Source organism: Rubrivirga sp. (assembly GCF_049648075.1).
Lineage (GTDB): Bacteria > Bacteroidota > Rhodothermia > Rhodothermales > Rubricoccaceae > Rubrivirga.
Window position 1 is genome coordinate 1 of sequence record NZ_JBARYR010000042.1, and the last position, 2,622, is coordinate 2,622.

General features: G+C 69.5%; 2 protein-coding genes. One reads left to right on the forward strand and one right to left on the reverse strand.

Features of this window, described 5'->3' with window-relative positions; genetic code table 11:
* On the forward strand, nt 1–849 hold an 849-nt coding region (locus WBA11_RS01260), incomplete at its 5' end, for an L-serine ammonia-lyase, iron-sulfur-dependent, subunit alpha (RefSeq protein WP_424518921.1).
* A gap of 18 nt (nt 850–867) precedes the next feature.
* On the opposite strand, the gene WBA11_RS01265 is transcribed toward WBA11_RS01260, so the two are convergent.
* Nucleotides 868–2,622 (reverse strand): tetratricopeptide repeat protein (locus WBA11_RS01265; RefSeq protein ID WP_424518922.1); only part of this gene is annotated, 1,755 nt, incomplete at its 5' end.

Genomic DNA, 2,622 nt, shown 5'->3' on the forward strand with positions numbered 1-2,622 from the left:
GTCTGGCGCAACGAGCGCTCGTGGCGCACCGACGACGAGATCCGGTCCGACGCGCTCGCGTTGTGGGACGTCATGAAGATGGGCGTCTGGCGCGGCTGCCACACCGACGGCGTCCTGCCCGGCGGCCTCGAGGTCGAGCGCCGCGCCGCCGCCATCGCCCGGACCTTGTTGCCCAACAGCGACGGCCTCGAGGTCGACGAGTGGATCGCGGCCATCCGGGCCGAGACGTACCGCTTCCCCCAGATTCTCAAGTGGGTGAGCGCGTTCGCACTCGCGGTCAACGAGGAGAACGCGAACCTGGGGCGCGTGGTCACGGCGCCCACGAACGGCGCCGCCGGTGTGATCCCGGCCGTCCTGATGTACCACGTCTGCTTCTCGGAAGACCCCGTCCTCGAGGGCGCCATCGTCGACTTCCTGATGGTGGCGGGTGAGGTCGGGACGTTCTTCAAGAAGGGCGCCACGATCTCGGCGGCGATGGGCGGCTGCCAGGCCGAGATCGGCGTGTCGAGCGCGATGGCCGCTGCGGCGCTGTGCGAGGCCGAGGGCGGGACGCCGTCGCAGGCGTTCCAGGCGGCTGAGATCGCGATGGAGCACCACCTGGGCATGACGTGCGACCCGATCGGCGGGTTGGTCCAGATCCCGTGCATCGAGCGCAATACGATGGGCGCCGTCAAGGCGATCAACGCCGCTCAACTCGCTGCCGAAGGAGCCCCTGAGCGCGCTCGCGTGTCTCTCGACGCCGTGATCCGAACGCTGCGACAGACAGCCGAGGACATGTCCGACCGGTACAAGGAGACGTCGCAGGGCGGGCTCGCGACGAACGTCTCGGTCCGGTTCACCGAGTGCTAGGTCCGCCCTCGAGGGCGCCTATCGCCCTCGAGTGAGCGCCGCTCTCGCTCGGATCACCTTCGGGGCGTCCTCTCCCAGCGCCGAGGCCAGTTCCGGTATCGCTTGGTCCAGAAGCTGTTGTCCGCGGTCGCGTTGGCCCGTTGCGAGGAGGGCTTCGCCCAGAAGAGCAGCCGCGTAGTGACCGTCAGCGGCCATGCTTCTATGGCCCGGTCGGTTCAGGGCCTCGCGGCCTGCTGTCGCCTGCTGGAGCGGGCCGAGAGCGTCTTCGGCACGGTTCAGCTTGAGCCGCAACTCGCCGAGCCAGAGCCCAGCGTACGCGCGGTTCTTGCTCGATTCAGGAAGGTCGGCAGATGCCTCGAAGGCGCGGGAGTAGTACGACTCCGCTTGGTCGAGCCGCTCTCGAGCCTGCGCGGTCTGTCCGGCCCAGACGTACACCCCGATGATGACCGCTGACTCGGGTCCGTAGGCCTCGATGGAGAGTGGGATGGCCTGCTCCCATACCTCGGCTGCGTCGCCATACCGTCCGGCTTGGTGGAGGACTCGGCCGTAGGCGCCAACCGACGACGGGTACCTCGTGCTGCCAGGACCGTAAACCTCCTTCGCGAGCGCAACGTGGCGAGCTGAGGCCTCAACCGCCTCGTCGTATCGCTCTTGGGAAGACAGCACGTCACGAAGGAGGGAGACGACCTCGACCAAAAGAGGCGCGTCGTCGGCCTGCTCCGCGATTCGGACAGCGGCCCGGACGTCGCGTTCGGCCTCGAGGTCGTCGTCCTCGACGGCGGCGCGCGTGGCGAGGGCCTCGGCGATCCGAGCGTCGCCCGTGGGGAGCACGCGCCGGCGGAGGGCGAGAGCCTCGTTGGCGTGTTGCCAAGCCTCGTCGCGCTGGCCAGTCATCCCCAACAGCTCGGACAGCGACACGAGCGCGACGGACCGGTCGTAGGGCGCTTGCGACGCTGGAAGGTTGGCGAGCGACTCGCGAAACAGCGGCTCCATCCGGCCGTGCTGATGGATCATCGAGACCCTCGAGCCGAGTAGTGTCAAAAGCCTGCCGAGGCGGGGGCTCCCCTCGCCGTCGATGCGCCGGGACAGGGCGACGGCCTCTTCGACAGCCGTGACGGTCTGTTGGGGGTTCATCTCCCGACCTGCCGCGAGTCGTACCTGGGCGTCCAGCGCCGCAAGCAGGACGTCGTCATCGACCGTTCGAGCGTTCTCTACGGCGCGATCCAGAAGGGGACCGCCTCGCTCAGGGGACGCGATAAACGCGGCCCGTCCCAGCAGAATCTCAGCGCGAACAGCCTCGGCGGGGTCCGGTGCCGTGCCGCCGGGCTGTCGGATGGCGAGTGCCCGACGGGCCATCGCTTCCGCCGAGTCGGGTCGCCCTTGCCCGAGGTACGCGTCCGCGACCACAGCCAGGAGGCGGGCTTGGAGGTCCGGTTGGCCCGCGAGTTCGGCCTCGATGCGCTGGGCGCCCCGGCCGATGAGGTCGAGCGTGGAGCGCGGCGCGTCGGCGGTGGCCGGGTTGGACTCGTGAAAGATGTCCGCCAGGAAGTCGGCGGTGGCCTGGCTGCGGTCGGCCTCGAGGCGGGTTTCGCGCGCCTGGAGCAGTGTCGAGACTGCACCACCCAGGATGGCGATCGCGACCAAGGCGGCGGCGGCAACGCTCGTCCGATGCTTGCGCACGAACCGTCGCATTCGCTCGCCGGTCGAGGGCAGCCGGGCGTCGATGGGCTCGTCGCGGAGCCAGCGGTCGAGGTCGGCGGCGAACGCCTCGGC